The 26,651-nt window shown below is 65.4% G+C and carries 27 protein-coding genes; 22 read left to right on the plus strand and 5 right to left on the minus strand.

Features of this window, described 5'->3' with window-relative positions; translation table 11 throughout:
• The first annotated feature begins 60 nt into the window (after positions 1-60).
• Complete coding sequence (locus tag KXS11_RS12535; RefSeq protein ID WP_437385923.1) at positions 61-1,764, plus strand: bifunctional 3'-5' exonuclease/DNA polymerase; 1,704 nt, start codon at positions 61-63, stop codon at positions 1,762-1,764.
• A 10-nt stretch (positions 1,765-1,774) separates the two neighbouring features.
• On the opposite strand, the gene KXS11_RS12540 is transcribed toward KXS11_RS12535, so the two are convergent.
• On the minus strand, positions 1,775-2,875 hold the full coding sequence (locus tag KXS11_RS12540; protein WP_437385924.1) for a hypothetical protein: 1,101 nt from the start codon (positions 2,873-2,875) through the stop codon (positions 1,775-1,777).
• Positions 2,876-3,083: 208 nt separating this feature from the next.
• On the opposite strand from KXS11_RS12540, the gene KXS11_RS12545 reads away from it, so the two are divergent.
• The 3 genes from KXS11_RS12545 (at position 3,084) to KXS11_RS12555 (ending at position 5,887) form a co-directional block, all read left to right on the plus strand.
• Positions 3,084-3,500: a YciI family protein gene (locus tag KXS11_RS12545; protein WP_437385925.1), complete on the plus strand. Its 417-nt coding sequence runs from the start codon at positions 3,084-3,086 to the stop codon at positions 3,498-3,500.
• A 25-nt stretch (positions 3,501-3,525) separates the two neighbouring features.
• Positions 3,526-4,803 (plus strand): RNA polymerase sigma factor, encoded by a 1,278-nt coding sequence (locus KXS11_RS12550; protein ID WP_437385926.1) that lies wholly within the window; start codon positions 3,526-3,528, stop codon positions 4,801-4,803.
• A 109-nt stretch (positions 4,804-4,912) separates the two neighbouring features.
• Positions 4,913-5,887: a squalene cyclase gene (locus tag KXS11_RS12555; RefSeq protein WP_437385927.1), complete on the plus strand. Its 975-nt coding sequence runs from the start codon at positions 4,913-4,915 to the stop codon at positions 5,885-5,887.
• Between the two features lie 14 nt (positions 5,888-5,901).
• Here the strand turns inward: KXS11_RS12555 and KXS11_RS12560 are convergent, their stop codons facing one another.
• Complete coding sequence (locus tag KXS11_RS12560) at positions 5,902-7,176, minus strand: heparan-alpha-glucosaminide N-acetyltransferase domain-containing protein (protein WP_437385928.1); 1,275 nt, start codon at positions 7,174-7,176, stop codon at positions 5,902-5,904.
• 184 nt (positions 7,177-7,360) lie between these two features.
• On the opposite strand from KXS11_RS12560, the gene rpsF reads away from it, so the two are divergent.
• The 7 genes from rpsF (at position 7,361) to KXS11_RS12595 (ending at position 12,088) form a co-directional block, all read left to right on the plus strand.
• A complete protein-coding gene (gene rpsF, locus KXS11_RS12565) occupies positions 7,361-7,771 on the plus strand; it encodes a 30S ribosomal protein S6 (protein WP_437385929.1) in 411 nt (136 codons plus the stop codon).
• Positions 7,772-7,776: 5 nt separating this feature from the next.
• Positions 7,777-8,295, plus strand: a complete 519-nt coding sequence (locus KXS11_RS12570) for a single-stranded DNA-binding protein (protein WP_437385930.1) — start codon at positions 7,777-7,779, stop codon at positions 8,293-8,295.
• 63 nt (positions 8,296-8,358) lie between these two features.
• Positions 8,359-8,622 carry a 30S ribosomal protein S18 gene (rpsR, locus tag KXS11_RS12575; RefSeq protein WP_056010351.1) on the plus strand — a complete coding sequence of 88 codons (264 nt, stop codon included), beginning with the start codon at positions 8,359-8,361 and terminating at the stop codon, positions 8,620-8,622.
• Between the two features lie 12 nt (positions 8,623-8,634).
• Complete coding sequence (gene rplI, locus KXS11_RS12580) at positions 8,635-9,087, plus strand: 50S ribosomal protein L9 (RefSeq protein ID WP_437385931.1); 453 nt, start codon at positions 8,635-8,637, stop codon at positions 9,085-9,087.
• 545 nt (positions 9,088-9,632) lie between these two features.
• On the plus strand, positions 9,633-11,012 hold the full coding sequence (gene dnaB, locus KXS11_RS12585; RefSeq protein ID WP_437385932.1) for a replicative DNA helicase: 1,380 nt from the start codon (positions 9,633-9,635) through the stop codon (positions 11,010-11,012).
• A gap of 27 nt (positions 11,013-11,039) precedes the next feature.
• On the plus strand, positions 11,040-11,459 hold the full coding sequence (locus tag KXS11_RS12590) for a hypothetical protein (RefSeq protein WP_437385933.1): 420 nt from the start codon (positions 11,040-11,042) through the stop codon (positions 11,457-11,459).
• 77 nt (positions 11,460-11,536) lie between these two features.
• The gene (locus KXS11_RS12595) at positions 11,537-12,088 is read left to right on the plus strand and encodes a hypothetical protein (protein ID WP_437385934.1); all 552 of its coding nucleotides are present in this window, start codon (positions 11,537-11,539) and stop codon (positions 12,086-12,088) included.
• Positions 12,089-12,264: 176 nt separating this feature from the next.
• Here the strand turns inward: KXS11_RS12595 and KXS11_RS12600 are convergent, their stop codons facing one another.
• On the minus strand, positions 12,265-12,831 hold the full coding sequence (locus KXS11_RS12600; protein WP_437385935.1) for a hypothetical protein: 567 nt from the start codon (positions 12,829-12,831) through the stop codon (positions 12,265-12,267).
• Positions 12,828-13,406 carry a DUF1643 domain-containing protein gene (locus KXS11_RS12605; protein ID WP_437385936.1) on the minus strand — a complete coding sequence of 193 codons (579 nt, stop codon included), beginning with the start codon at positions 13,404-13,406 and terminating at the stop codon, positions 12,828-12,830. The genes KXS11_RS12600 and KXS11_RS12605 overlap by 4 nt, the downstream gene beginning before the upstream one ends.
• A 373-nt stretch (positions 13,407-13,779) precedes the next feature.
• On the opposite strand from KXS11_RS12605, the gene KXS11_RS12610 reads away from it, so the two are divergent.
• From KXS11_RS12610 to KXS11_RS12625, 4 genes are all read left to right on the plus strand, one after another.
• Complete coding sequence (locus KXS11_RS12610; protein ID WP_437385937.1) at positions 13,780-16,068, plus strand: AAA family ATPase; 2,289 nt, start codon at positions 13,780-13,782, stop codon at positions 16,066-16,068.
• A gap of 174 nt (positions 16,069-16,242) precedes the next feature.
• Positions 16,243-17,403 (plus strand): hypothetical protein, encoded by a 1,161-nt coding sequence (locus KXS11_RS12615; RefSeq protein WP_437385938.1) that lies wholly within the window; start codon positions 16,243-16,245, stop codon positions 17,401-17,403.
• A 200-nt stretch (positions 17,404-17,603) separates the two neighbouring features.
• Positions 17,604-18,881: a hypothetical protein gene (locus KXS11_RS12620; protein ID WP_437385939.1), complete on the plus strand. Its 1,278-nt coding sequence runs from the start codon at positions 17,604-17,606 to the stop codon at positions 18,879-18,881.
• Between the two features lie 575 nt (positions 18,882-19,456).
• Positions 19,457-19,960, plus strand: a complete 504-nt coding sequence (locus KXS11_RS12625; protein ID WP_437385940.1) for a toll/interleukin-1 receptor domain-containing protein — start codon at positions 19,457-19,459, stop codon at positions 19,958-19,960.
• A gap of 527 nt (positions 19,961-20,487) precedes the next feature.
• On the opposite strand, the gene KXS11_RS12630 is transcribed toward KXS11_RS12625, so the two are convergent.
• Positions 20,488-20,742, minus strand: a complete 255-nt coding sequence (locus KXS11_RS12630; RefSeq protein WP_437385941.1) for a hypothetical protein — start codon at positions 20,740-20,742, stop codon at positions 20,488-20,490.
• A 39-nt stretch (positions 20,743-20,781) separates the two neighbouring features.
• On the opposite strand from KXS11_RS12630, the gene KXS11_RS12635 reads away from it, so the two are divergent.
• The 7 genes from KXS11_RS12635 (at position 20,782) to KXS11_RS12665 (ending at position 26,645) form a co-directional block, all read left to right on the plus strand.
• On the plus strand, positions 20,782-21,372 hold the full coding sequence (locus KXS11_RS12635) for a TetR/AcrR family transcriptional regulator (protein WP_437385942.1): 591 nt from the start codon (positions 20,782-20,784) through the stop codon (positions 21,370-21,372).
• Entirely contained in the window at positions 21,369-23,147 is a 1,779-nt protein-coding gene (locus KXS11_RS12640; RefSeq protein WP_437385943.1) for a CocE/NonD family hydrolase, read from the plus strand. The genes KXS11_RS12635 and KXS11_RS12640 overlap by 4 nt, the downstream gene beginning before the upstream one ends.
• Entirely contained in the window at positions 23,144-24,001 is an 858-nt protein-coding gene (locus KXS11_RS12645; RefSeq protein ID WP_437385944.1) for an alpha/beta fold hydrolase, read from the plus strand. Before KXS11_RS12640 ends, KXS11_RS12645 begins: the two co-directional genes overlap by 4 nt.
• A gap of 40 nt (positions 24,002-24,041) precedes the next feature.
• Positions 24,042-24,389 carry a hypothetical protein gene (locus KXS11_RS12650; RefSeq protein ID WP_437385945.1) on the plus strand — a complete coding sequence of 116 codons (348 nt, stop codon included), beginning with the start codon at positions 24,042-24,044 and terminating at the stop codon, positions 24,387-24,389.
• 205 nt (positions 24,390-24,594) lie between these two features.
• Positions 24,595-25,014 (plus strand): hypothetical protein, encoded by a 420-nt coding sequence (locus tag KXS11_RS12655; RefSeq protein ID WP_437385946.1) that lies wholly within the window; start codon positions 24,595-24,597, stop codon positions 25,012-25,014.
• 336 nt (positions 25,015-25,350) lie between these two features.
• Positions 25,351-25,824 (plus strand): hypothetical protein, encoded by a 474-nt coding sequence (locus tag KXS11_RS12660; protein ID WP_437385947.1) that lies wholly within the window; start codon positions 25,351-25,353, stop codon positions 25,822-25,824.
• A gap of 47 nt (positions 25,825-25,871) precedes the next feature.
• Entirely contained in the window at positions 25,872-26,645 is a 774-nt protein-coding gene (locus KXS11_RS12665; protein ID WP_437385948.1) for a CPBP family intramembrane glutamic endopeptidase, read from the plus strand.
• Positions 26,646-26,651: the final 6 nt, after the last annotated feature.

The raw sequence follows: 26,651 nt of genomic DNA on the forward strand, positions 1-26,651 counted from the left end.
GGTTGTCCGATTTTTCCGAGACCGCACAGGAGCGTCGGCGGGGCGCGGCAGACTGGGGAGATGCACATCGTCCTCCAGCAGCTCGACGGCGCCCGCGTGCGCGTCGTGCAGCTCGAGGACGGCGCGACCGAAGGGCCACCCGCCCAGGTCATCGCCCGAGCGGGGCTCCCGGCCCTCGTCCGCCGGCTCGAGTCCGCGCCGTCCTCCCCGCGCTGGGTGTGGGACGACACCACGCTCTGGTACCCGGCCCTCCTCGCGGCAGGGGTCCGGGTGTCGCGGTGCGTCGACCTCCGGCTTTCCCACAACATCCTCCGCAACGCCGCGTTCACCGCCGACTCCGAGCTGGCGACCGCACAACCCGGCCCGTGGGACGAGTCACTCGACCCGCGGATCGCGCAGCGCGCGGAGGCGATCGGCACTCTCTTCGACCTCGACCTGCCCGGTGGTGAGCGCGACCCGCTCGCCGAGTTCGCCCTGCAGCAGGCGGCCGTCGCCGGCGCGACCCCGCAAGGGCGATCGCATCTCGGCCTCCTGCTCGCCGCGGAATCCGCCGGCGCGCTCATCGCCGCCGAGATGAGCTTCGCCGGACTCCCGTGGGACGCCGCCATGCACGACCGCATCCTCGCCGAAGCCCTCGGCCCCCGCGTCGCACCCGGTGTGCGCCCGGCCAAGCTCGCGGCGGTGCTCGACGAGGTGATGGCCGCACTCGAGGTGCGTGAGCTGAGCCCAGAATCTCCGGGCGAACTCCTGAAGGCGCTCCAGCGCGCCGGCATCAACGTCACCTCCACCCGGCAGTGGGAGCTGCAGGAGATCGAGCACCCCGTCATCGAGCCGCTGCTGCGCTACAAGAAGCTGTCGCGACTCCTCACGGCCAACGGCTGGACCTGGGTCGACACCTGGGTGAAGGACGGCCGGTTCCGTCCCGTCTACATCCCGGGAGGCGTCGTCACCGGGCGCTGGGCCTCGGACGGCGGAGGGGCCCTGCAACTGCCGCATCAGGTGCGCGGTGCCGTCCTGGCGGACCCCGGCTGGCGTTTCGTCGTCGCCGATGCTGCCCAGCTCGAACCCCGCATCCTCACGGCGATGTCCGGAGACCGCGCGATGGCCGACGCCGGCCGCGGTGTCGACCTGTACCAGGGCATGGTCGACGTCGGTGCGGTGGACACCCGCCCGCACGCGAAGATCGCGATGCTCGGGGCGATGTACGGCGCGACCACGGGGGAGAGCGGGCGGCTCCTGCCCCGGCTCACGCGGGCGTTCCCCCACGCGATCGGTTTCGTCGAGACCGCAGCCCGCACCGGTGAACGCGGTGAACGCGTCAGCACCCGCCTCGGCCGCACCTCACCGCTGCCCGGCGCGGACTGGCGCGAGATCCAGTCGGCGGCGTCGATGGAGGGCGCGACCGCCGCAGCGACCCAGCGCGCCCGCATGGAAGCCCGCAGCTGGGGGCGCTTCACGCGCAACTTCGTCGTCCAGGGCACCGCCGCCGAATGGGCGCTCTGCTGGATGGCCGGCCTGCGGACGCGGCTGCAGGCGCTCGCCGCAGCGGAGGTCGGCATCGACGCCGCACTCACCGACTCGGCGCACCTCGTCTTCTTCCTGCACGACGAGATCGTCGTGCACTGCCCCGAGGAGCAGGCCGACGCCGTCGTCACGCTCGTCCGTGAGGCTGCTGCCGAGGCCGGCCGGCTCATCTTCGGCAACGCCCCGGTCGAGTTCCCGGTGACGACCGCCGTCGTCACCTCCTACGCCGACGCGAAGTAGCCGCGGGACCTCAGCCCCCGCTGATCGCTCGCACCGCGTCGCCGATGATGAGGTACCAGCCGTAGATCGCGAGCAGCAGCCCGATCACCCACCACCACCCCGTGCGTTGCAGCAGCCGTCGGCCCTGCTTCGCAACGCCGCGCGGCGGCCGGATCACCGGTGACGCTCCCCAGCCCGCGGCGGAGACGTCACCCATCCGTCGATCACGCCAGCGCTCCCACTGCGCGATGCGCTGCGTCAGGACGTCGACGACGGACAGCACCCAGGTCCACACCTCCGGGTCGAGCGTCGAGAGCTCCTTCGGTGAATACAGGAAGAGGTGGTCGTCGACGATCTCGACGTCGAGTGCCGCCACGGTGTCGATGAAGCGGGCCATGATGTCCGGGGTGAAGAGGTAGAGCGCGTCGGTCTCGTAGCCGCGCGGGCAGTACAACCGGAAGTACCGGTCGAAATCGCCCTCGAGTGACAGGCGTTGGTCGTTCGCGTAGGTGACCGGAAGTCGGGGGTGCAGCAGGGAGTTGTTGCCGACGGCGTCGAGCACGATGTGCGGCAGCGCCACCGGCAGTCGGAGTGCGACGTAGCCCCAGTCCTGCTGCTTGCGGTTGCGCCCCGACCCGGTGATCGTGCGGTGGTTCCCCACCGACAGCGGTGATCGTCCACCGCGCGAGACGAGGTCCCTGACCGTGCTCGTGCCGCCCATCGTGAAGATCATGCCGGGCAGCGGCGGTGACACGGCGATCGGGCGGTAGTCGAGACCGTTCGCCCGCGCGAAGCGGTCCAGCCGGTATTGGCGGATCCCGCTGCGCCCGCGGAGGGTGCGCAGCAGCAGCACGACCATGCCGATGGGGAGGGCGACGTAGGGGAGCAGGATGAGGAGCGACCAGTCGGCTGGTCCGTCCGGGATCGTCCCGTCCTCGAGGACGAACCACCAGACGCCCAACAGGAACAGCGGAGCGGCGCCGAGCACGACGGCCGGCCAGATCGCTCCGATGAGCGGCGGGCGGACGTCCCCGGGGAGCGTCGTCCGGTAGGCGCGGAGGGCCCGGCGATCGACCGCGTCGGTGAGCGGTCGGGTGTCGAGCGTGGCGGTGCGCTCCGTCTGGTCAGGCATCGCGAGTCAGGATATCCGGCGGAAGCCCGTGCGCGGGGAACGCTCTGTACCGTTCTCGGACCGGACATCCTGCGAAAGAGCCCGCCCGCTCTGGTGCTGCGGAACGGATCGCGAGATTCTTTTCGAGACGTGTCGATCTCGGCCGATGCCGGACGACGTCTTGGTAGAGGGAGTCGAACAGCGACTCCTCCGAACACGGAGGACCACCATGAAGTACATGCTCATCATGCGAGCCAGCGCCGAGGCCGAGGAAGCGTCGAAGGACATCGACTTCACCGAGATCATCGCGGCCATGGGTCGCTACAACGAGTCCCTCATCCAGGCAGGCGTGCTGCTCGCAGCCGAGGGACTGGCTCCCGCGGAAGAGGGAGTGGTCGTCGACTTCTCGTCCACGCCGCCCGTCGTCTCCGACGGCCCGTACGCCGAGGCGAAGGAACTGTTCAACGGTTTCTGGATCCTCGACACCGCAACCCAGGAGGAGGCCGTCGAATGGGCTTCCCGCGCCCCGCTCGGCGCTGGCGTGAAGCTCGAGGTCCGCCGGGTGCCGTCGATCGACGAGTTCCCGCAGGACGACGAGTTCATCCAGCGCGAGGCCGAGTGGCGCGCGTCCAACGGCCAGGCCTGATCCGGCGTCCCACCGCGGAACGACCATGACCGACACCGGCGACCTCGACCGTGCGGCACTCCACGCCCGTCGCGCGGTCGAGGCCGTCTGGCGCATCGAGTCCGCCCGGATCGTCGCGACCCTCACCCGGATCAGCGGCGACTTCGGCTCGGCCGAGGACCTGGCGCAGGAGGCGCTCGCCGATGCGCTCGTGCAATGGCCGACGGAAGGCGTCCCGCAGAACCCCGGCGCCTGGCTCACCGCCGTCGCCAAGCGGAAGATGATCGACGGGTGGCGGCGACGCGAACGGCTCGACAGTCGCTACGCCACGATCGCGCACGACCTCGAGGAGTCGATCGACCCCGACGCCCTGCCGTGGGATCCCGACACCATCGGCGACGACGTCCTCCGGCTCGTGTTCATCTCCTGCCATCCCGTCCTCTCCCGTGAGGCGCAGGTGGCATTGACCCTACGGGTGGTGGGAGGACTCACGACCGAGGAGATCGCGCACGCGTTCCTCATCCCCACGGCGACGGTGCAACAGCGGATCGTCCGTGCGAAGAAGACCCTCGCCGCCGCGAAGGTCCCGTTCGAGGTGCCCGACCGGAGCGAGTACCCGGCACGCCTCGGGTCGGTGCTCGGCGTGCTCTACCTCGTGTTCAACGAGGGCTACGCGGCGTCGTCCGGTGAACAGTGGCTGCGCCCGGAACTCTGCCGGGAGGCGCTGCGACTCGGCAGACTGGTCGCCGAGATGGTGCCCCGCGAACCCGAAGCGCACGCCCTCGTCGCTCTCATGGAGTTCCAGGCGTCCCGGTTCGGTGCGCGGACCACCCCGGACGGCACGCCGATCCTGCTCCTCGACCAGGACCGCTCCCGCTGGGACCGGGCCGGCATCGTCCGCGGATCCCGTGCCCTGGCCCGAGCGGACGCCATCGGACGGGGCCGCGGGTCGTACGGGCTGCAGGCGGCGCTCGCCGAGTGTCACGCGACGGCACGGACAGCGGGGGACACCGACTGGGAACGCATCGTCGTGCTCTACGAAGCGCTCGGCAGGCTCGCCCCCTCACCGGTCGTCGAGCTGAATCGCGCGGTCGCGGTGTCCATGGCCACGGGTCCCGCCACAGCGCTCGTGATCGTCGACGGACTCGTCGCGTCGGGCGCCCTCGCCGGCTTCCACCTGCTCCCCTCGGTCCGTGGTGAACTGCTCGACCGACTCGGGCGCACCGACGAGGCCCGGACGGAGTTCCTCGCGGCAGCGTCACTCACGGGCAACACGGCCGAACGAGCGCTCCTGCTCGACAAGGCGGCGCGGCTCGATCAGTGACGGATCGTGCGGTCGCCCGCGACCGGGGTCGACGATGGCTGTCCCGGCGCGGGGACGGCGGCACCGGCCGGGCCTTCCCCTCCTGCCGCGGGAGGCGTAGCGTTCCCGCATGGCGACCGATCCGGTGGTACTCGACTGGCTGCTCGACTCCGACCCGGCCCTGCGCTGGCAGGTCGAGCGGGACCTCGTCGGCGCTGCGCCAGAGGTCTGGAAAGCCACGCGGGCGCGGGTCGCGACGGAGGGGTTCGGTGCTGCGCTCCTGGCCGAACAGGACGACGACGGTCAGTGGGCGGGAGGTGCCTTCTTCCCTGCCGGGTTCTTCGGGAGCGCCGAGTCCGAGCAGCCGGGACAGCCGTGGGTGGCGACGACCTGGGCGCTGAAGGACCTCCGTGACTGGGGGGTCGAGCCGTCCGTGCTCGGCGACACGGCCGACCGACTCGCTGCCAACAGTCGGTGGGAGTACGAGGACCTGCCCTACTGGGGTGGTGAGGTGGACGTCTGCATCAACTCCTTCACGCTCGCGAGCGGTGCCTGGCTCGGCGTCGACGTGACCGCTCTCGCCGACTGGTTCGTCGAGCACCGGCTGGAGGACGGCGGGTGGAACTGCGAGGCGGAGGAGGGCGACTCGACGCGTTCCTCCTTCCACTCGACCCTGAACGCCGTGCGTGGGCTGCTCGTCTACGAACGCATCACAGGAGATCTGCGTACGGTCGACGCGCGGCACGGCGGCGAGGAGTACCTGCTGTCGAGGCGTCTGCTGTATCGGGCGACGACGGGTGAGCGGGTGGGTGCGTTCGTCTCGCACTTCGTCTCACCGAGTCGCTACCGCTACAGCGCTCTCGCCGCGCTCGACCACTTCCGCGACGTCGCGCTGCATGAGGGGATCGCGCCCGATGAGCGGTTGAGCGACGCGATCGGGCTCGTCCGCTCCGCACGGCGCCCGGACGGCACCTGGCTCCAGGGCGCTCGACTCCCCGGCCGCACCTGGTTCGACATCGACGTCCCCGAGGGAGCCCCGTCGCCCTGGCTCACGCTGTCCGGGGCGCGGATCCTCAGCTGGTGGGACGGTCGGCCGAACTCCTGAGCGGCCTTCCCCTGCTATTCGCGGAGGTTGGCGCCTGTCCGTTCGCGACCCCTCGCGAGCTGGGCGATGGCACGACCTGACGCGTGGACGAGCGCCTCCAACGGTCCGCGTCGGCGGGTGAGGGCGATGAGCAAGCCGAGCAGGAGTGCGCCGAGGATGTGGAGCACCCAGAGCTGCGGGCTCGACACGAGCCAGATCTTGTCCTCGGTCATGCCGAGTCCTGCTGAGGCGATGAGCGCGCCGACCGCCGCCATCACGACGTGCGCCGAGTAGACGGTCAGTGGGGCGGCACCTGCACCCGTCGCCGGGAGCAGCGCGCGTGACCAGCCGCGCGTCAGCACCGTGCCGAGGAGGAGGCAGAGGCCGATGACGACGCCGGCGATGCCGGTGGTGAAGAGGAGGTCGAGCGTGGTGCCCGAGTGCGGCGACCGGGCGACCAGCCACCACAGCGACTCCGTCGGACTCGTGCCGTACATCCCCTCGGCGATGGCGTCCTCGACGGCGACGATCGTCGTCCGGTCCGGCTCGAGGCCGCCCGTCCAGGCTCGTGCGATGCCGTTCAGCCCGCCGCCCGGCCCGAGGAGGAGCGCGGCGAGCCGGTCGGCCGCGACGGCGAGCGCGAGCCCGATCCCCGCCAGCAGGAGTGCGAAGTCGCGAAGCCTGCCGTTGGCTCTGGCTTCCATGAGGAGTCGACCGACCGCCATGCCGACGAGGACGTAGACGATCCAGGTCAGGGCCGGATAGACGCCGGTGAGGAGCAGTCCGCGCGCGAATCCGGCCCCCGCGAGATCGAACCAGGAGGCGCTGCCGATCTCGGGCATCTCGACGCCGGTGATCTGCGTGCGGATCAGCTGCGAGCACACCGGCCAGACGAGCGCCCAGACGCCCGCGACGATCAACAGCGTGCGCGGACGCCAGGTGAGGGCGGGGATCGCGAGCCAGAAGGTGACGCCGTAGTAGGCGATGATCACGTAGATCCCGCCGGGCAGGAGCCCGAGGGTGAGGCCGAGGACGAAGAGCGCGAACCCCCGGCCGAAGAGGTTGAGTCTGGCCGCGGTGGGCGAACCGGCAGCGAGGTCGCGCCGGCTCGTGAGGACGATGCCGATGCCCGCCAGCACCGCGAATAGTGCCGCCGCCTTCCCGGAGAGCACCCCGGTGAGCGGGGTGTGTCCGCCTGTCTCGAGGTCGAACGCCCACACGTGGGTCGCCATCATGCCGATGAGCGCGAGGAAGCGTGCGAGGTCGAGACCGATGAGTCGGTCGGCTCGCGTGCGGCTGGCTGAGGTCATCGGGACCAGCATCCCACGCGCGCGAGGACGGTGGAAGAGCGTGCGGTGGCGGTTCCGGTCCGCGTCCGGTACTCTATGAAGGTTGCCCTGGCGCGTCCGCTCTGTTCTCGCCCGGTAGCAACGATGCTTACACCCTCCTGCCACAGAAAGTCTGTGGCCGTTCGAGTCCGAAGGAGGTGGGTTAGTGACGCATCAGTACGAACTCATGGTCATCCTCGACCCCGAGATTGACGAGCGCACGGTTGCACCGAGCCTCGACAAGTTCCTCAACGTCATCCGCAACGATGGTGGTTCCATCGACAAGGTGGACATCTGGGGCCGTCGCCGTCTCGCTTACGAGATCAACAAGAAGACCGAAGGCATCTACGCCGTCGTCGACTTCACTGCAACGAGCGAAGCAACGCAGGAGCTCGACCGTCAGCTGAAGCTCTCCGAGGCCGTCATGCGCACCAAGGTGCTGCGTGCCGAAGAGGCCATCGCTCAGGTCGCCACCGAAGCCAAGCGCAGCGAAGAGAAGGCTGCCCGCAAGGCCGCCGCGAAGCCTGCCGCCAAGGTCGAAGCAGCCCCGGCTGCAGCTGAGACCACGGAAGCCTAGGGCTCATGGCCGGCGAGACCGTCATCACCGTGGTGGGCAACCTGACCAGCGATCCGGAACTGCGTTTCACGCAGAACGGCCTGGCTGTCGCCAACTTCACCATCGCTTCCACGCCGCGCAATTTCGATCGCGCGTCGAACGAATGGAAGGACGGCGAAGCGCTGTTCCTGCGCGCGAGCGTTTGGCGTGAATTCGCCGAGCACGTGGCCGGATCGCTCACCAAGGGAAGCCGTGTCATCGCGACCGGGCGTCTCAAGCAGCGTTCCTACGAGACGAAGGAAGGCGAGAAGCGTACTTCGATGGAACTCGAAGTCGACGAGATCGGCCCTTCGCTCCGGTACGCGACCGCGACCATCAGCCGTGCACCCTCGGGTGGCGGCGGTGGCCAGCAGCGCGGCGGGGGAGCCCCGCAGGTGCAGCAGAACGAGCCCTGGGCTCAGAGCGCACCGGCGGCCTCCGGCGGTAACGGCGGTGCAGATGCCTGGAACACTCCGGGCAGCTACAGCGACGAGACCCCCTTCTAAACAGATTCGATCGGCCCGGTTCACCGGTGACCGATCACTCCATTCACACGCAAAGGAATAACCATGGCTGGAAAGTCGAGCGGCGACCGCCGCAAGCCTGCCCGCGGTGCTAAGGGCGGCAAGAACGTCGCTCCCGCGAAGGCGATCCGCGTTGGTGTCATCGATTACAAGGATGTCGCCACGCTTCGCAAGTTCATCTCCGAGCGGGGAAAGATCCGTGCTCGTCGTATCACCGGTGTCAACGTCCAGGAGCAGCGACTCATCGCACGTGCGGTCAAGAACGCACGCGAGATGGCGCTCCTGCCCTACGCCGGCTCTGGCCGCTAGGAGGCGCCCCACATGTCGAAAGTGATTCTGACGCACGAGGTCTCCGGCCTCGGTTCCGCCGGTGACGTCGTCGACGTCAAGAACGGCTACGCTCGCAACTTCCTCGTCCCCCAGGGTTTCGCCACGCCGTGGACCCGCGGTGGCGAGAAGCAGGTCGAGCAGATCAAGGCAGCCCGTGCAGCGCGCGAGCACGCCACGATCGAAGAGGCCCAGGACCTGAAGGCTCGCCTCCAGGCCACCAAGGTCAAGCTCACGGTCAAGACGGGTGGCGAAGGCCGCCTGTTCGGTTCCGTCAAGCCGGCTGACATCGCGAAGGCTGTTGCCGGCGCGGGTCTCGGTGAGGTCGACAAGCGCAAGATCGAGATCCACACCCCGATCAAGTACGTCGGCGAGCACGAGGCCACCATCAGCCTCCGCGACGAGATCGTCGCCACGATCACCCTTCAGGTGGTTGCGGCCAAGTAGTCCCTTCGCCTTCGGGCGCAGGTAGCAGCACCCGCGATGGCGGTGGACCGAGAGGTCTGCCGCCATCGCTTTTTGCTGCCCCCAGAACGTGGGTCGGGCGATCAACCGACAACTGTTCGCTACACCCGGATCGTGCTCCGCGTCAAGCGAGTTGTGCACAGGTGACGCCCGTTTTCCCCAACGTTCGACACAGGATCGAGATCTTTTCTACACACAGCCTGTGGAATTGAAAAAACCAGGTCAGAACCGGATTCCGTGACAGAAATACTTGTCTGTCCACAGGGTTTCCCACAGCTTGTGCACAAGACACGCCGCGTTTCCCCCGATCTCTCCACAGAGTTATCCACAGGCAGAGTTGGTTGTGGAAGCGAGTGGCCCTATCGTGAGTCATCGGCGTCTCGGAACGACCGGACGAGCAGGCGGTGAAGCCCTCGCCCGAGGCTCTCCAGCGCCGTGCAGCCGGGTGCCTGTCGCACGTTGCTGCTACACCTGAGTCATCATCACCACCCGCGCCGCCTGAGTCCACATCGAGAAGGGATGTCCACTTGTCGATCGCTCACCTGAACCGCGCTGAAGGCGGAGGCTCGTACGACGAGCCGCGCAGCTCGGAGCGTGTTCCCCCGCACGACCTCCTGGCCGAGCAGAGTGCCCTCGGTGGCATGCTCCTCTCGAAGGACGCCGTCGCCGACGTGGTGGAGACGCTGCGTGGAGTGGACTTCTACATCCCGAAGCACGAAGTCATCTACGACGCGCTGCTCACGCTGTACTCGCACGGTGAGCCGACGGACGTCATCACCGTCACCGACGAGCTCGTCAAGACGGGCGAGCTGTCGCGTGCCGGTGGCGCCGACTACCTGCACACGCTCACGAGCCTCGTTCCGACGGCTGCGAACGCCGGCTACTACGCCCGGATCGTCGCTGAGCGTGCGCTCCTGCGTCGTCTCGTCGAGGCCGGCACCCGCATCGTCCAGATGGGGTACGCGGCCGAGGGTGAGGCCGTCGAGCTCGTCAACTCCGCCCAGGCCGAGATCTACGCCGTCTCAGGCAACCAGGAGGTCGAGGACTACGTCCCCCTGACCGACGCCGTGAGTGCCGCGATCGACGAGATCGAGGCGGCGAAGCACAACGACGGTTCGATGACGGGTGTCCCGACGGGCTTCAAAGAGCTCGACGAGCTCACGAACGGTCTGCACCCGGGGCAGCTCATCATCGTCGCGGCTCGACCCGCTATCGGAAAGTCGACGCTCGCGTTGGACTTCGCCCGTGCCGCGTCGGTCCACTACAACCACCCGTCGATCTTCTTCTCGCTCGAGATGGGGCGCAGCGAGATCGCGATGCGTCTCATGAGTGCCGAGGCTTCGGTCCCCCTGCAGCTCATGCGCAAGGGAACGGTCGATTCGCAGGACTGGACGAAGATCGCCCAGGTGCGCGGCCGCATCAACGACGCTCCGCTCTACATCGACGACAGCCCGAACATGACCCTCGTCGAGATCCGCGCGAAGTGCCGTCGCTTGAAGCAGCGTGTCGGCCTCAAGATGGTCGTCATCGACTACCTGCAGCTGCTGACGTCCGGCAAGCGTGTCGAGAGCCGTCAGCAGGAGGTTTCGGAGTTCTCCCGTGCGCTGAAGCTCATGGCGAAGGAGCTCCAGGTCCCCGTCATCGCGCTGTCACAGCTGAACCGTGGTGCAGAGCAGCGTGCCGACAAGATGCCAGCACTGTCCGACCTCCGCGAGTCCGGCTCGATCGAGCAGGACGCCGACATGGTGGTGCTCCTGCACCGCGAGTCCGCCTACGAGAAGGACAGCCCGCGAGCGGGCGAAGCAGACCTCATCATCGCCAAGCACCGCAACGGCCCCACCCGCACGATCACCGTCGGCTTCCACGGCCACTTCAGCCGCTTCGCGGACATGGCGCCGGGGTTGTAGTGTGAACGCTCAACGCAAAGTGTCGCTTTGCAATCTAAAGTGTCGCTTTCTGCTCGGAGCGACACTTTAGATTGCAAGACGACCTCGCGGTTAGTCACGTCCCGCGTTCAGCCACTCCTGAACCGCTACGCCGAAGCCTTCCTCCTCGCGCACGGCGACTGGTACCCAATCACCTGGACACCTGATGTCAGCGTGGACCTCGATCGGCCGGGCCCTGAGATCACTGATCTGAATGTGAACCTGCTGCACTCCATGCTGCGCAACGGCATGCACACCCACCGAACTCTCGCCGATGCGCTCGGAGTGTCCACGCGCCGCGTGGCTCGAGTGATCGACGCTGTCCCGCCGTTGTGTGGACAAGCCGTCATGGACGTTGACTGGCAGCAGTTGCTCCCGCGTACTGCCCTCGATCAACACGAGCCTGGCTACTCATCGGTGTGGGGATGAGCGCTCCCTAACAGCATTCGAGATGTCGCTAGCAGCGACACTGACCGCGGCCTGCAGCGCCGCTGAACGGAGACACGATGACCACCGAACCCGAGTCTGGACGCGACGAGCCGTCCCCCGAAACCGTCGCCTTCCTGATCGATTCAGGAACATTCACCGAAGAGTCCTGGGCTCAAGCGGTCGCGGCTGTCGCGCGCGGTGACCTCGCCGCTAGGGAACGGAAGACCGCACAGCGTGCACTAGAGGCGACGATCACGTCCGCCATTGCAGGCGCTCGGCTCGGAGTGGGTGCCGCCGAAGTCGAACGGCTGCGCAGCACAGGCAACCTGTATGCCTTCCGCTCGCAGGAACAGTGGCGATACCCGGATTGGCAGTTCACCGGTGACAGGCAGCACCCTCTGCTGCCTCACCTCGCGCCCATTCCGCCGTATGACTCGTCGAACACCGATCATGCAGCGCTTGCTGCCCTGAGCGGCGAGCTGGAGGCGGTCGTCACGTCGATGACGTTCGATCCCATGAAGACCTTTCAGGCTTCCCGAAAACAGGCTCGAGCCGAGTTCCTCAAGCAAGGCCTAGCTCCAAAGTTGGAGGCGCTCGTGGCGGCTATCGTCCCGCCTGTCGTCCTGTAAAGAGCCCGAAGAGCCCAAAGAGCCCAGTGACGTCACCCTTGTTGAGGGCTGCACACAGGTTCTAGGTGTTGGCTGCGGGCAAGTCGGGAAGCGGCCGTTGCGACCTCCTGACGAGATCAGCGCGAGCGCAGTTTCGGTTGATTCCGGCGGCTCGCCCGATCCGATGCTGGAGCACTTTAAGGCGTGCGGATCTGCTCAAGCGAGGTGCTGACTTCCGCTGATGACAAGACGCCAGATCGCCACCGCGCCAGTACCGCTGAGAGTTCCTCCAGCATGTCTAGACGCCGCCGAATATCGGTCGTCGTTCCGATTTGCCCATAGGTATGAACGAACTGGGTAAGCGCTCTCTGATTGTCGCCGCGGGCACGCATCCGGGCTATATCGAGAGCCATGGACACGTTGAGGTCATCAGGTGGATAGAAGACCGCTTCGCCGGTCCGTTTGAAGTAATCCCCTCGGTCCTCTGCCACCCTGTCCTGCTGATCTTGGTGGCTGCGCATGCCAGATGCATAGTCCGCGATGCGCTTGAGCGCCGCGGCGATGCTGTCCGTAAGGACCTCTTCGTCGCGATGCCTGCGCTGCAGCCGGAAGGTGAGCCACACCCCCGCGAGGCTGAAGGCTGCACCGATCAGCGTCGCGATAATCGTCGAGAAGAAACCGTTCCAGCTCCACGAGCCGTTGATATCGACGAGACGACTAACCTGGCAGGCGATCAAAGCTGGATCACAAGCGATGCTCATCATGCCTCGGCCGGCCCGACGCTCTGGGGCCCGGGATGAGCCTGGTCTAGGTAGAACTTTTTGCCGAACATGGGTAGCTGTAGTCCTCGAGGATTCGGGTGCCGCGGGTTGCCCGCTTTCGTGAGTGAGTCGAAGGTGAATATGCGCACACTAAGCCCGGCGAGCATCGCAAGAACACCCCGCCGGGCTTGCAGGAGAGTGGGGTGCGTCAGGTTGCCCCATGCACCGAGAATCTCAGACGTTGCGAATCGGGAGATTACCCGGCTGATCGCAACCTCGTTGGTCGCCATTAGAGCTGGATCGAACTTGCTGAGTGCGCTTGGACTGGGCGTGCGCTGCGGATAGAGGTTGAGCATGATCCATCCCGTGTAGCCATTCTCCACGCTTGCCCTGATGAGTCTGTTGATCGTCCTATCTGACTGATCCTCCCGAGCATGGGAAGGATTCATGCACATCGCGATCAGCGGAGGCTTCAAGTGCGTAGCGCCTGCGACATGCCCGAGGGCAAAGCGGTGCCTCTCCTGGCTTGGTTTTGGGTCCCAAAAGTCCGGTTCATGCCCATGTGGGTAAGCGATCATGATGCTGATTGTTCCAGTCTTTTTGGCGCTTTGGCATGCCCGCCGGATGTAACTCTCCGGATCGATGCCAACAGAGGGTTGCGCGGCTCCTGTTTCCGAACGCAACTGCCCGTGCCGCCGCGGTTGCGGGCATCGTCAGGGATGTCGAGCTTCTCGGCATTGATGCCTGCGTTCGCCGGGGGAGGGCGAATGGCATGCAGGACTCGCGAGCTGCGGCGAGGCCTACGTTGACGCGTTCGATAATGAGTTCCCGCCAATACTAAGCAAGTGGGGCGAGTACGTGGACTATCAGCCTGCCCATCGAACCCTGCCACTCAGAGTGGGTTCCGATGAAGTCGACACAAGATGCTAACGAAAGCACTATGGTCAGAGGGTGCTGCGCCGAATAGACGTCAAGAATCCGTGGCGGTCATTGGACAAGGGATTTTGGCCCGACGACCTGCCCTTGGGTGCCCGGACTGTCCTGTACGGCCACAATGGCAGCGGTAAATCGACACTCTCTGAGCTACTACTTCTCCTATCAGAGGGCGCGAGCGCCACGGATGTCACGTGGGAGGACGAAAGCCAGCAACGACTGATGCTGCCGAGCGGCGACGCGAACCCGCCTACGCTGATGGCGGTATACACGCGTAGGTGGGTCGAAGCTAACCTGTCGGCCTTCCTGGACGGTGCCGGCGCGTCAGCAATTGTCACCCTCGGCAAGGAGGCAATCGACGCCCGCGAGGAGGAAGCGACTCTCACGGACCGGATTGCCGAGTTGCGAAGTGTGGCTGCAGATGCGCTCAAGCACCAGAGGACCGCTGATGCGAAGGCCGAGAAGCTCGTGCGGGACGTCCAAGATCGTGTGGTCTCTGAACTGAGAGTATTTGACTACGCCCACTTCACGAAGAGCCGATATTCCGTCACCAAGCTGCAGGATGATCTGCGCGCCTATCGCGGCGATTTTCCCAACAGTAACTCCCACGCGGATGCGCTCAGAGGGCTGGGCCAAGACGCGCCTAAGACCTTGCGGGAGGTTGCGACTCTCCCTGCTAACGCTGCCGAGAAATTGTCCGGGCTGTCAGACCTATTGGCCGAAACACCCACGCGTGTCGCAATCCAGGCGCTAGAGGGCAGTCCGATCGCTCAGGCGTGGGTCGAGCAGGGGCTCGAGCTGCACGACGAACTCGAACATTGCCTCTTCTGCGCAGGGAAGATCACCGCCGAGCGTCGAGAGGAATTGGCGCGCCACTTTGATCAGAGCTGGCTCCAGATCCGCGGCAGAACCAAGACCTTGCGACAGCTCGTCACCGATGAGCGAGAGGCGCTACTCGGTTGGTATGACACCCTTCCGCCGGCCGAAAACCTAGCAAGCGACCTGCGGCCGGCCTATGAAGCAGCTACGGAGCAAGCCAAAATTGATGTGGATGATCGCGTCGCAGCCTTCGACGCTGTTGAGACGGCACTCGATGCAAAGGGCCTGGACCCGAGCGCGACGCCCGACGCACCCGATTGGTCGCCGCTCAGGAAACCGCAATCCACAGTCGTCTTGACCCAAGCGGTGACCGAGCACAACGAACAGGTACACCGGCATGATGAGGCCACAGCGGAGCGAAAGCGCACCGTCCTCGACCATCTAATCGGGTCACACGGCGAGGCTTTCCGTGTTCTCGAGGCGCAAGCGGATAGCCATGCCGTCGAGGCCAAGACGGCGGAGGATTCAGCACAGATGGCCGAGCGCCGTCTCAATCAACTGCGACAAGAGCGTTTCACCACCAAGCACATGGCGGACACGCTCACTCGCGATCTGGCTCGGGTCTACGGCAAGGACCATCTCAGCGTGGTAGTAACGCCAGACGGTAAGTCATACGCCTGCCTACGCGGCGATGAGCCAGGCACAGATCTCAGCGACGGTGAACGGACCACCCTCTCCTTGCTGTACTTCCTGAGAAAGCTCGAAGACGAGCAGGCGCCGGGTGGCGACCGTTCGCAGCGCATCGTAGTAATCGATGATCCATCTAGCTCGCTCGACCGGGAGGCGCTCTTCGCGACTCACCAATGGCTGTTCGACACTCTGAAAGGCTTCGGCCAGGTCATCATTCTCACGCACGACTTCAGCCTGCTGAGACTCTTCATCACCTCGCACAAGAGCGCATGGGGAAAGTCGATGAGTCAGATCAAGAAGGGAGATGCTGACGAGATTCGTTTCCCGAAAGTCTCCTTCCTGGAGTTGTACGCCTCCTCGGTCGATGGTGAGCGCCATTCTCACGTCGGCAAGCTCCCCCGCGTGCTGCTGAGCAACACTTCGGAGTACGCCTACCTGTTCTCGATGGTGATGGCAGGGGTCGCTGACTCAAGCGATCACGAGCGCCTCTTCCTGCTTCCGAACGCGGCGCGCCGAGTCCTCGAAGTCTTTGCAAGCTACAAAGCTCCGCACCGCACCAACTTCATGGAGCAGCTGGCAACGTTGGTCGAGTCTCAGGATGGGGAGCCGTACCGCGACGTGTACGACTTCTGCAACCGTTTCTCCCATGGTGAAGGCAGCGAGAGCATCGACGTGCTCGATGCTCGCGCCGTGCATGGACAGATCCGACGGAGCATGGAGTTCCTGCGCGCCGTCGACAGGGAACATTTCGAGCGGATGTGTAAGGCGTCCGGCATCGAACCGGCAACGCTTCCTTAGCCGGTCATGGACGTCAGTTCGGGCACGCGCATCGAGTACGGGACGGTGCGGCGCGTAGATTCTGATCTGGGATTCAAACGGGATCATGGGAGCTTGGCGCGGAGGTGCGCGAGACGACGTGTCGGCTTCGACCAAACCTCTGGTCGCCGAAAAACACCTAACGTTCAACTATTAGTGCTCTTCGACGCGAAGGTAGGCGCAGTGATGAATGATCGTCAACCGGCAGCTGAGGTGGCTCATCGCCTCGGAATCACCAAGCATCCAGCGACCGATCAGATCGCTGAGGCAGTAGCGCTGTTCGCACCTCTGGGGTGGGCTATGTGTGGTCAGTGGCACCAGGAAGGGACGTTGCGGGCGCTGCGGCTTGCCGCAGGAGGCGCTGCGAGCTCGACGCTTGACGAGGCGATCACGGAAGTATGGAACGCTGAGAATCAGGTTCTGGTGAGACACGCGGCCTCGCCGATGCGCCGTTGGTCGAACTCCCACTATCCGTTCAAGCAAGTCATCTGGGATCGCGTCACTCTCATCGAGAAGGCCGTTCGCCATCATGTTGACGGTGCATACGAAGCGTCGGTTCCGATCATCCTCGCCCAGATCGACGGGATGAGCAGAGACCTCACTGGACAGTCATTTTTCTCGAAGGCCAACGCGGACTCGTACCTTGACGACGAGACCCTTGCAGGCATGGAGGAGAACCTGCCCGTCGTTCGTCGTGTCTTCTCGGAGGACGTGCGTGAGTCTGGGAGCTACGGGCTTGTATCCCGCCACGGCGTGATGCACGGACGAGACCTCAGTTACGCGACCCGAGTGAACTCAACCAAGACGATCGTGCTCGTCGCTGCTCTTGCAGAGTATTTCCCACGTATCGCCGACGATGCCGGTGCGCGACTGCGTGGGCGCCATGAACGAACCGTGGCCGGCTCACGGAAGCTCGACGAGTCGGGTCGACTGATCGACGATCGGCAGATCCCCGAACTACTCCGCGTCGCCTTCGATTTCGATATCGAGTATCTCAAGGCAGTGCATCTTGATCCCGGCCCGTTCGCAGCTCACCCGATACTCGCCACGGTGGCCTCAAGGTATGGCCTCGACCCCTCTGCGTTCACCGTTGGACAGGACGGTGTTGGTTGTTGGTGGCACTACGCGGTCCCCGCGGGACAGTGGCTCGGATACGCGGCCCGGCCCACGACCAGCACTGAACGAACTCATCCGGACGTCTGGCGGTGGGACGCTCCGAACGTGCCCGTTGGACCACCGTGGATTCAGGCTGAGAGCTGGCGATCGGATGACGACTTCCCCCGTTCGCCCAACTGGAAACCTGATCTCATCTTGTGATGCGCGGCAGGATGTAACGGCACGAGGCCGCTATAGCGGAGTGCCCGTGCCTGACGATAGGTCGGTCAAACGCGAAGACGGCGACGGGTCGTGATGGTCTAACCGGTGCCAAGAGTGATCGTCATGGGAAGTTCTCCTGAGGGGTGGCTCGCGGGTGGTCTCGTGTCGAAGCCGCGACGGTCGTGTGGTTGCATCGGTCTATGACTGACATTGATCTCAGCCGTCTGCCGACGGGGGCACGTAGCTGGGCCGCGCTCGTGACGTGGGCTGCCACGTCAGATGATCGGGAGGAACGTTACTTCCTCGAGCTCAAGTCTGACGTCGATCTGACCGCGAAGCACGGCCGCCACAAGGTCGCGAAGTTCATCCTTGGTGCAGCGAACCGCGACCCGGCGAAGGCTGCGAAGCGGCTCGGCGGGCACGCAGTCATGCTCCTGGGTGTGAGCAAGGGTGTGACCGCAGGAATTGCACCGTTCGAGGCTCAGGACCTCGAGCGCGAGGTGCGAAAGTTCACTGGAGCCAGCGGACCGGGTTGGGACTTCGAGCGCATTCCCCTGGATGGTGACAACGACGTCATCGCGATCGTTGTGGATCCTCCGACTGCAACGATCTGGCCATGCCTCGCCGACGGCGAGGGGATGACCAACGGTGATATCTACCTGCGCGGCGACGGGCGTACGGAAAAGGCCACAGGGGGCGAAATTCAGGCAATGTTGTCGCGGGCGGCCGCTGCGGTGGAACCTCTCGGCCTTCCGGAAGTTACCGTGGAGATTGTCGGAGAAGTGCTGGCCGTCGAATATGACTCCGAACGCATCACGGCTGCGGTCCAGAAAATGGCAGCAGATTACTCGGACAGTGTCCGAGAGCCAACTTCGCCTGTTCTATACGGCGTCGGTGCGAGTTCGATGATGCTGGATCGACGCTCGAAGGCCGACTTCCGTCGGCAGGTGGAGAGGTGGAAGAGTGCAACTCTCGCGGACCCTGCCTCCGCGCTTCTCGAGGGGGCGGCGGGCGCTGCGGCGAGTTTTCGCCTGCGGATCACGAATCCAGTTGCAGTGTCCCTTCGCGATATGCGCATCGAGCTTGAATTCGATGATGCGGTTCGAGCTCTCGACTGGGAGAACCCTGAGGAGCAGCTGGAGCTGTTCCCCGGCAAGCCTTTGCCGTGGGGGCGAGACAGCGTGGTGGCCAGCCTCGCGAGCATGAACGTCAGGCCCTCCGCGGTGCGTGACATGGACGGTGTCGTGCGGATCATGCGATCCTCCCCGGCGAAGCTCTCACTTTCTTTGAAGCTGCTGCATCCGATGGACGACCGCCTGACGGAGGACAAGGACATCGTGCTCGTCCTCTTCGTGCAGGGCGAGCCGCCGCAGCAGATCAGTGCCAAGTGGAGGTTGACCGCAGGCGACGTGAACGACATCCGTGAGGGTACGGTCATGGCTGCGGTCGTTCATCGAGACTGGACGAGAGTTGTCTAGATGGCAAATCGCTAACGAATCCAAGCTTTGCCTCACCCCGCGCTCAATCTCCGACCTCAACCACTTCGATCTGTTCAGGTCCAGCCGCCCATTGCACCCTGTGAGTTTGGGCAACACGCTGCAAGCGACTCACGCCGAGATCACGGCGAAGATGTACGCCGGAGCGCACACGACAAAGTAGCGGGCCGATCGATTGGGCGGGGATGTGGCTTGTCAAGGTGAGGACGTCGGCATACAGGCCGTCCTGAATGGTCTTGGGGCGGGGCCGGGTGCAACCGTCGCCTGTGGACTCGCTACTTCGTGTCGGAGGCGGTCGCTACCATCAGCACATGCCTCAATGCACAGCTCCTAGAGAAGGCCACCGCACTGCAAGCGGCCGTGCCAACTGCCCCGCGTGCTCGTCTGGTTATGGGCGTTCTTATTCGCCACCTCGGCCATACCCGACGTACCCCACGCCAGCCGCACCTGTACGTAGGAGCGGGAGCCTGTCGGGCGGCAACGGAGGCGGCGGACGTAGCGTCTCGCGTCCAGCCTGGCAACCGAGGTCGTCGACCGTTTCGTACACGCAACAGCAGGTGCGTGACCTCAGCCCGGTTCGCTCGGCGACCGTTGCACGCAATCAGGTGCACGATGTGTTCCTCTGTCATGCCTGGCCCGACCGCCAGGCGGCGGCGAATGACGTCTACGAGTTGCTCCTCGGAAAAGACGTATCGGTGTGGTTCAGCGAGGTCAGCCTCCGACCCGGCACGGACATGCGAGTCGCTATCGATCGGGGGCTAGTGAGTTCACGCATGGGTATCGTGCTGGTTACACCTGCCATGCTCGATAAGCTGCGCACTGATCGAAGCATTGCGAGCAACGAGCTCAGCGCTTTGCTGCGGCGTAGCCTCCTCGTCCCGGTCATGCACGGCGTGACATTCGAGGAGCTCGATCAAGTCACCCCCACCCTTGCGTCGCGCGGTGGATTCAGCACGGCCGAAGAGCCAATGGAGGACATTGCCGTGAAGATAGCCGAGCTCGTCGGAATTGTTACGGAAGAAGAAGCCGACGAACTCAACATGGTGCCTGCCACCAGCTAGCCCCGGGGAAACGAATGGTGCTTCACTCCATTCGCGGCCCCGCGGACGCCTGGATGTGACTGCTCTCGGGTCCATCAAACAGCGGCTAGTCGCCTTCGTTATCTGGCGCATCCGTTAGAGGGGCGGTAGCAGCGTTCGCGGCCTCCCAGAGGATGACCCGCGAGACGCCCCATGAACAACGAGTTGCAGGACGGTTGCCGATGAACCAATACGTGGCCCGGCGGGTTGGGGTTAACGGTCTAGGTGTTTCAGGGCCGTCGAGTTCGAGCGAAGATCTGCGATGTCGCGGCGCACATCCTGACGGCGAGCGTGGGGCCGCATTGCTGTCGAGCGCGACAACCATGCGGACAGGTCATTCCAGGCGGGTCCTCGGCGGAGGGCGCCACCTAACGACCCCAGCTCGTCCTCAGATCCGCGGAAACACGCGGGTATGTTCGGAGCGACACTTTGTGTTGGAAACGCCGGCGACACTTTACGTGGGAAACCCGCTGATTCAGCGTGGCCGCGGCGACACTTTGCGCGGCCGTTCACATGTAGGTGAATGCCCGTTCACAGTGTCGCTTCGTCATCTCAAGCGTCGCTTCCTGTTCGGGGCGACACTCTAGACCGACCGGCTCCGAGCAGGCATCAGCGAGCTCGCCCACACCGCGCTCGACAGCTACGCCAAAGCCTTCCTCCTCGCGCACGGCGACTGGTACCCAGTCATCTGGGCACCTGATGTCAGCATCAATCAGGCCGGAGGTTGGGCTGAGCAATTTGCTCCTTCCGTTCCCGACAACCATGGGCTAGATTCTTGGTTGTCTTACCAACCAAGGAGTGCGGTGCTGAAGATCGAAGTGGACAAGCGGGAGCGCATTCTGCAGGCGGCGATCGACGTGCTTCGAGAAGAGGGGCTCGTGCGTTTTTCCCAGCCTCGGGTGGCAGCACGAGCCGGACTGCGCCAGAGCCATCTCACCTACTACTTCCCCTCTCGCGTCGACCTGCTTCGCGCGGTCGCGGACCTCGCCGTGACGCAACGCATCGCAGCTCTGCAGGTCATTGGAACGGTCTCGACGGTTGAGCAGAAGATCGCGGTCTTGGCCAGTGTGCTGGCGGATCCGGAGCAGACGAGGGTGCTCGTCGCGCTCACGCAGAGCGCCGATCAGGACCCCTGTGTGCGAGAGGCGTTCGCGGCGCTCGGGCGGGATGTGTTGCCGACGACCAGCGAGTTGCTGAGGTCGGCGGGCATAACGCCCACCCGAGAGATCCTCGCGCTCATGCAATCTGCTGGCACGGGGATCAGTGTCATGTTGTGGGCGGCCGCGCCCCCCGATGCTGAGTCCCAAGCCCGACGCATGCTCGCAACTCTCCTCACCTCCCTGCGTCTATCGCAGTCGTCCACCCCTAACGCTCACTTGGAGGCCCCTGCATGAACGACCGGCCCCACCTCTCTCTTCGGCCGTCGACGGCGGGCCGACAGTACGCGGGTTGGACACCTCGCGCCGTCGCGATGAGCGGGCTCGGTCAGCGGACGCTCGCCGACCAGCGCATTCCGGTCGGCGATGGAGTGGAGTTGCACGCAGACGTGTATCTGCCTCGCGTCGCTGGACGCTACCCGGCCGTGCTCTCGTTTGGGGCGTACAGCACGGAGCTGCACACGGCGGGCATCCCGACCGGGTCGAACGAGATCGGTTCCCCTCCCGTCTTCACGGACCGTGGTTATGCTCCGGTCGTCATCGAGCGACGGGGCATGGGTCGCTCGAGCGGGGAATCGGTGCCGTTCTTCGATCCGCAGGACGTCGACGACCACGAGCAGGCCATCGCCTGGGCGGCGAATCAGCCCTGGTGCACCGGTGAGGTGGTGCTCTTCGGCACGTCGTACTACGGCATGACCCAGCCGATGGTCGCCGCCCGGAGACCGCCGGCCTTGAGAGCGTTCTTTGCCAACGAGATCTGCACCGACCTGTACCGGCACCTGATTGGTTTCGGCGGCGTCCCGGCACTGTACTTCCTCGATTTGTGGATGGGCGCGAACTTCACCGAGGCGAACACCGCTCGGCGGCTCGCGCCCGATGCGCGCGCCGCGATCAGCCACATCACCAACGGCCCACTTCACGGACTGCTCGAAAAGGCGGTCCACCACAACGTGGACCGCATGTTCCGGACGTTCATGTCGGCCACACCCGAAGAGCAGGTCCGCGAGCTGTACGCGCAGTGGATCTTCGATGCGAAGACCCGCGAGCACCCCAGCGTTCCTGAAGGGCCCTCCGGCCACCTCGACAGCATCGACGTCCCGTTCGTCACCGTGCAGAACACGGGGTACTTCAACCTGCACCAGTTCGGCAGCTACGACCTCTTCGAGAACGCCGGCACGCCGAGCGGTCAGAAGTGGCTCATCCTCGCTGAGGCCGCCTACGACCTCCCCGTCTACTCCTGGGAGGGGGAGGCTCTCGCCTTCTTCGATCATGTGCTGCGTGGGACCGACAACGGCTATGACGAGCAGGGGGCTGTGCGGTATTGGGTCGACGGAGCAGACGAATTCTTCACCAGCAGCGACTTTCCGCTTCCCGACGCCGGCCGCCTTCGGCTGCATCTCGGATCAGGCGGACCAGGCGTGGGGGCTGCCGATCATTGCCTCTCCGTCGAGCCGTCGGCCGAGGGGGAGGCGTCCTGGGCTGCGGTTCCGATCGGTGTGCCGGTCCTCGGCGGGCTCGATGAGGTCGCGAACCAGACACTCGGTTTCCGATACGCCGTCGACGAGACCTGTGAACTGACCGGCCCGATCACCGCGAATCTTGCGTTCTCCTGCAACGAGATCGATTCCTACGTCGTCGCTCGGTTGTCCCGCATTGATGTCGACGGGGTTCGCCACCACCTCTCGATGGGCGCGATCCGGCCTGCAGCGAGATGCATCGATGAGGCCCGCTGCACGGCCACCGAGATCGCGATCGATTCGAGCGTGCTCGAGCCCTTGCACCCGGGCGAGGTCGTCACCCTCCGCTTCAGCCTGACCCCGGCTCCCGTTCTTCTGCAGCAGGGCGAATCGCTCCAGCTCGACATCGGCAGCCGCACCGATCTCCTTCGCGAGTCCCCGTCGAACGGATACGCTCAGTTCGACCTGCCCGTCCCGCCATACCTATCACGCAACAGCGTGCACTTCGGAGGTGCGAGCTGGGTCGACTTCCAGGTCGGACGGTCCGTAGCATGAACACCACAGAGCCCACGCGAGACAAGCACGAGCAGCCCCCACGTCGGCATCGGTTGAAACGGATCATCGGCATCGCCGCGCTCGTCGCGTTTATCATCGCCGCACCAACCATCTCCAATCTGCTCGATTTCGGGGTTCGAGTGGGCGAGGGCGCCGCTGTGGAGTCGTCGGTGGCCGGATTCTACGCCTCGCCCACGGTGAGCCCCGCTGCGGCGGCCCCCGGGACGATCGTGCGCAGCGAGCCGGTCGTCGGCGCTCCGGACGGTGCGCAGGCTGTCCGGGTTGTGTATCACTCGACCGATGTGGACGGCGCGGACATTCTCGTCTCCGGCCTCATCGTGGCTCCCATCGAGCCTGCAGCATCGGGCTCACGGACGGTCGTGTCGTGGGCGCATCCGACCACCGGGACCGCGCCGCGATGTGCGCCGTCCAGCGGCATAGCGCCGTTCGACCTCATCGAGGGGCTGACAGACCTCCTCGCAGACGGCAACGTCGTGGTCGCCACCGACTACGCCGGCATGGGCCTCCCCGGTCCGGCCTCATTCCTCATCGGAGCGACCGAGGCGGCGAACGTACTCGACATCGCCCGCGCAGCCCAGCATGTCGACGGCATCGGAGCAAGCAACCGCGTCGTCCTCTGGGGCCACTCACAGGGCGGGCATGCGGCACTCTTCGCCGCACAACGTGCCGCGGTACGCCCCGGAGCTCCGCCTCCGTGGAGTAGCAGTCGCGGCTCCCGCGAGCGATCTCGCCGCCCTCCTCGATGCGGACATCGGCGACGTCTCCGGGGTCACGATCGGCGCCTACGCCTTCAGCGCCTACGCGACGGCCTACGCCGACCGGCTTCCGGCTGATCCGCTGGCGACGATCCTCTCTCCGGCCGGGGTTGCCGCGGTGCCGAAGATGGCGGAGCTCTGCTTGCTCGGGCAGAACAAGCAGTTGCACGACATCGCCACTCCGATGATCGGCGACTTCGTTACCGCCAACCCAGGGACGGCTCCCGTTTGGGGCGACCTCCTCGCGGAAAACACGCCGACGCAGCCACTCACCGTGCCGCTGTTCGTTGCCCAAGGAGCTCGAGACACCCTCATCCGCCCCACTGTCACGGCTGCCTACGTCACCAAGCAGGAACGGGCGGGCACAACGGTGACGTCCCACGTGTACCCGGACGCCGACCACGCCACGGTCGCGCTCACCGCGCTCGACGACCTCAGAAAGTGGATGCGCCAACTTCCCGAATGATCACCGCGTCACACGGAGCGCGGACTCGGCGCTCGTTCACTGGCCCCGCAGCGACACGTTGCGTGCGCGTTCACATGTCGTTGTCAGCGCTCAACGCGAAGTGTCGTTGAGTACTGCCACGAACTCGTTGGTCACGTAGCCGCAGGCCTGGCCACCGCAGAACCCCCGACCCGCGCCTCGTGAACCTGCTCGCTATCATGAGCGGATGATCGCCCTCGTCGCATCAGCTCGAGCGCTCAGAGTGTTCCAAATCATGTGGGTGATCGGCTTCCTCGTTGGGACGACCACGCACACGGCGGATCTGATCCTCGGCGGATTGGACGTCTACAACGGCTTCCCTCCCGGCGTGCGGCTGTTCTGGGTGTCGTTGACGATCTTGGATCCTGTCACGGCGGTGCTGATCATCGTTCGACGGCGCTCCGGCATCGTGCTCGGCAGCGCCGTGATCCTCGCCGACATCGCAGTGAATTGGACCGTCTTCGCTCTCGTCGGTGGACTTTCGCCCTTCGGGGTCATCAGTCAAAGCCTGTTCGCGGTGCTCATTGCCGTCACGGCTCGCCCCCTGTGGATATGGTTCGGGCGATCTTCCGCACGGCAGGGCAGCAACGTGAACAGAACGGGCTGATCGCCCGCGAGCGCAAGACGCTCAGCCGGACGTCAGCTCGCGGACCGACCGCGCTGAGGAGCAGCGGCGGTGCTGGACCTCGCGTGAGGGAACGCCTTCGCGAGCAGGCCGAGGGTGGCGAGGTGCGCGAAGTCGGCGGTTGTGCGGTGAGGGTCCTGGTGGAGTGAACGGGCGGCTGTCAAGGCGTTTTCGGGGTGTTCTGGTGGTCGTTACAGTCTTCTCGGGACCGATGTCGAGCGGGGCGCATGATGCTCGGAAACGTCCTGAGCTGTGCGCGATAGCTTCCAACATGTGTCGAGCACCCCGAGACCGGGGTCACGCGAGAGGGGTCGTCCGATGTCGAGAGAAGAGCATGCACGCGAGGGAGCCCAGTCGGTCATCCCCGACGACGAGATCCTCGACGTCGCGGTCGTGATGCCTCGCGGATCGACCATCTCCGGCGTCCTCGGTGCCGCGGTCGGTGTCGGCGTGGGCGGGAGCAACCAGACCGCCTGGGGTGTCGCTGGAGGCATGCTCGCACAGCGGGCGAACAGTGCGTCACACGGCAGCTATCCGTCAATCGTGCTCGCCGTCTCCGCGACCAAGGTCTACGTCCTCGGACGCACCTCCACCGGACTCGTCGGCGGCTGGAAGCACCTCCACCCGGTGGCGCACATCGAGCGGAGCAACCTCACAGTCACCCGTCGCCACAGCGGCACCGTCCGGGTCATCGAGCTCACGGACACGACCACGGGGACCGCCCTCGAGTTCGAAGCGCTCAACATCGGCGGTCTCGGCCTCAACGACCTGTTGAAGGACCTCGGCGACTGAGGCCGACGGTTCCCGCCCCGTACGCCACGATCTCGAAGGAACGGCTCATGTCCGCAGCACTGAACGTCCGTCCCAGAGTCTGGATCGGCCTCGCGATCTACGTCGGCTACCTCGTCGTCGTCTTCAGCATCCAGTTGCTCTCCGGCGTCAGGTACGACGAACTCGGCAAGAGTGGGAGCAACCTCTTCTTCGGTGCCGGCCTGTCCCTGATCATCGCCACTGTACTGCTCGCGCTCACGACATCGCTGCTCGGTTGGTGGCGGCCTGCACTCTTCGAGCGACACCGGAGCGTTCGCTGGCCGATCATCGCACCGATCCTCATGGCCGTCGCGCTCGTCTTCAACCTCATCTCCACGGATTGGGCCGCCTACGACGGCGCGTTCTTCGCCGCCTCGCTTGTGATCCTCCTCGTCGGTTTCACGGAGGAGATCACCACCAGGGGCCTCTTGCTCACGGGCTTGCGCAGTCGCCTCAGCGAGGTCTGGGTCTGGCTGCTCACCTCGGTCCTGTTCGGCGCGATGCACCTGCTGAACGCCACCGGACAAGCCCTCGGGGCGACCATCCAGCAGGTGGTGTTCGCGTTCATCGCCGGGACGGTGTTCTACATCGTCCGACGGGTCACCGGCACGCTCATCTGGGCGATGGTGCTGCATGGCCTCTGGGACTTCTCCACGTTCGCCGTCACCCACGGCACCCCCGGGCCGCTCGCCGGCATCGGCGCCGCGATCAACCTGATCGCGGGTGTGTTCGCGCTCATCGCGGTCGCGTTCGTCATCCGAGGTGCGGACGAGCGTCACACTCCTGTGACCGCGGGTCGCTAGGCGATA

It is taken from the genome of Plantibacter flavus, assembly GCF_051487245.1.
Lineage (GTDB): Bacteria > Actinomycetota > Actinomycetes > Actinomycetales > Microbacteriaceae > Plantibacter > Plantibacter flavus_B.

What these genes read in the sequence shown, in the direction of transcription:
- KXS11_RS12630 (WP_437385941.1), bottom strand. Translation starts at nt 20,742, where the DNA reads ATGGTTGTCGGGAACGGAAGGAGCAAATTGCTCAGCCCAACCTCCGGC.
- rplI (WP_437385931.1), top strand. Translation starts at nt 8,635, where the DNA reads ATGTCGAAAGTGATTCTGACGCACGAGGTCTCCGGCCTCGGTTCCGCC.
- KXS11_RS12555 (WP_437385927.1), top strand. Translation starts at nt 4,913, where the DNA reads ATGGCGACCGATCCGGTGGTACTCGACTGGCTGCTCGACTCCGACCCG.
- KXS11_RS12655 (WP_437385946.1), top strand. Translation starts at nt 24,595, where the DNA reads ATGATCGCCCTCGTCGCATCAGCTCGAGCGCTCAGAGTGTTCCAAATC.
- KXS11_RS12660 (WP_437385947.1), top strand. Translation starts at nt 25,351, where the DNA reads ATGTCGAGAGAAGAGCATGCACGCGAGGGAGCCCAGTCGGTCATCCCC.
- KXS11_RS12620 (WP_437385939.1), top strand. Translation starts at nt 17,604, where the DNA reads ATGACTGACATTGATCTCAGCCGTCTGCCGACGGGGGCACGTAGCTGG.
- KXS11_RS12665 (WP_437385948.1), top strand. Translation starts at nt 25,872, where the DNA reads ATGTCCGCAGCACTGAACGTCCGTCCCAGAGTCTGGATCGGCCTCGCG.
- KXS11_RS12560 (WP_437385928.1), bottom strand. Translation starts at nt 7,176, where the DNA reads ATGACCTCAGCCAGCCGCACGCGAGCCGACCGACTCATCGGTCTCGAC.
- KXS11_RS12605 (WP_437385936.1), bottom strand. Translation starts at nt 13,406, where the DNA reads ATGATCGCTTACCCACATGGGCATGAACCGGACTTTTGGGACCCAAAA.
- KXS11_RS12540 (WP_437385924.1), bottom strand. Translation starts at nt 2,875, where the DNA reads ATGCCTGACCAGACGGAGCGCACCGCCACGCTCGACACCCGACCGCTC.
- KXS11_RS12600 (WP_437385935.1), bottom strand. Translation starts at nt 12,831, where the DNA reads ATGATGAGCATCGCTTGTGATCCAGCTTTGATCGCCTGCCAGGTTAGT.
- rpsR (WP_056010351.1), top strand. Translation starts at nt 8,359, where the DNA reads ATGGCTGGAAAGTCGAGCGGCGACCGCCGCAAGCCTGCCCGCGGTGCT.
- KXS11_RS12550 (WP_437385926.1), top strand. Translation starts at nt 3,526, where the DNA reads ATGACCGACACCGGCGACCTCGACCGTGCGGCACTCCACGCCCGTCGC.
- KXS11_RS12640 (WP_437385943.1), top strand. Translation starts at nt 21,369, where the DNA reads ATGAACGACCGGCCCCACCTCTCTCTTCGGCCGTCGACGGCGGGCCGA.
- KXS11_RS12570 (WP_437385930.1), top strand. Translation starts at nt 7,777, where the DNA reads ATGGCCGGCGAGACCGTCATCACCGTGGTGGGCAACCTGACCAGCGAT.
- KXS11_RS12595 (WP_437385934.1), top strand. Translation starts at nt 11,537, where the DNA reads ATGACCACCGAACCCGAGTCTGGACGCGACGAGCCGTCCCCCGAAACC.
- KXS11_RS12545 (WP_437385925.1), top strand. Translation starts at nt 3,084, where the DNA reads ATGAAGTACATGCTCATCATGCGAGCCAGCGCCGAGGCCGAGGAAGCG.
- KXS11_RS12535 (WP_437385923.1), top strand. Translation starts at nt 61, where the DNA reads ATGCACATCGTCCTCCAGCAGCTCGACGGCGCCCGCGTGCGCGTCGTG.
- KXS11_RS12645 (WP_437385944.1), top strand. Translation starts at nt 23,144, where the DNA reads ATGAACACCACAGAGCCCACGCGAGACAAGCACGAGCAGCCCCCACGT.